The sequence below is a fragment of the Streptomyces sp. MB09-02B genome, assembly GCF_033794485.1.
Classification (GTDB): Bacteria; Actinomycetota; Actinomycetes; order Streptomycetales; family Streptomycetaceae; genus Streptomyces.
The window spans coordinates 1-1499 of record NZ_JARGEE010000837.1; the positions used below are offsets into that span (position 1 = coordinate 1).

1 protein-coding gene is annotated in these 1499 nt (G+C 69.7%); it reads right to left on the reverse strand.

The genetic code is table 11. The features are described 5' to 3' along the window. A partial coding sequence (locus P1P70_RS44505; RefSeq protein ID WP_319248173.1) for an MFS transporter occupies positions 1–1411 on the reverse strand: 1411 nt, incomplete at its 3' end. Positions 1412–1499: the final 88 nt, after the last annotated feature.

A 1499-nucleotide genomic window follows, 5' to 3' on the forward strand; every position in this document is an offset into this window, starting at 1 on the left:
AAACGGCATTGGATTTTTCTCCCTGTCCTGTGGGCCGGGAGATGGGTATAAGGAACAGCACCAGCAGACTCGTCTCCACCCCGGAGGAGAACGCCGACATCACCGCGGCCCGCTCCACCGCCGTGTCCGCCCCCGCCAACGCTGCCGGCAACGACGCCGCCGCCACCGGGACCAGCGCCGCGAACCGCGAGTTGAGCACGGCCCCCAGCACCGCCACTCCCAACCCCGTGCCGAACTCCGCGAGTGTGCCGTTGATCCCGGCGCCCACCCCCGCCTTGGCGGGCGGAATCGCGCTCATGATCGCGTGCGCCATCGCGGGGTTGGCGACCGCGCAGCCCACCCCGATCAGCACCAGCCCGAGCAGTGTCCCGGCGTAACCGCCGGAGGCCATCGTGGCGATGGAGACCAGCCCGCCCGCCATCAGCACCATCCCCAGCGCGATGGACACCGGCATCCCGAGCCTCACCGTCCACTTCGCCGACAGCCCGGAGAAGTTGAGGACGACGACCACCAGGGCCAGCGGCGCGGTCCGCAGCCCCGCCTCCAACGCGTCGTAGCCGAGCACGAACTGCAGGTGCTGGGTGAGGAGGAAGAGCGCCCCTCCCATGCCGAAGGTGATGAGGACGGCCCCGGCGACGGCACCCGTGAAGCGACGGTCTCGGAAGAACTCCAGGTCCAGCATGGGGTACGGGATCCGGCTCTCCCAGTACGCGAACCCCGCGAGGACTACCGCGGCGACGGCGGCCGTGGCGAGCACCCGGCCCGACGTCCAGCCGTGTTCGGGGCCCGAGATGATCGCGTAGACGAGGGCGGTCATACCGACGGTCGACAGCAGCGCGCCCAGCAGGTCCGGCCGGTCGCCCTGTGGGTTCTTCGACTCGGGGACCAGCGCGATCACGGCGACGACGCCGAGCGCGGCGACCGGCAGGTTGATCAGGAAGATGGCGCCCCACCAGAAGTGGCCGAGCATGAAGCCGCCGAGGAGGGGACCGGCCGCGAAGCCGAGCGCGTTGACCGCCGCCCAGATGCCGATCGCCCTCGGCTGCTCCTCGGGCGTGAAGATCTGCATGGCGACGGCGAGGGTCGTGGTCAGCAGCAGCGCGCCGCCGACACCCATACCGGCCCGCGCCGCGATCAACTGGCCGGTGGACTGGGCGAGTCCGGCCACCAGCGAGCCGACGCCGAAGAGCACCAGGCCCGCGATCAGCATCTTCTTGCGGCCGTAGCGGTCGGCCGCGCTGCCGGCGGTGAGCAGCAGGCCCGACTGCACCAGCGAGTACGCGTTGATCATCCACTGGATGTCCGAGGTGGCCGCCCCCAACTCCTCGGTGAGGGAGGGGATCGCCACGTTCAGCACGGTGTTGTCCAGCAGCACGGTCAGCTGCGCGAGACAGATGACACCGAGGATCAGCCAGCGCTGCGGATGCCCCTGGGTGGCCTCGGAGGGGGCTTCGGCTGTCTCTTATACACATCTAAAGCTCACGACGAAAAGCATCGTG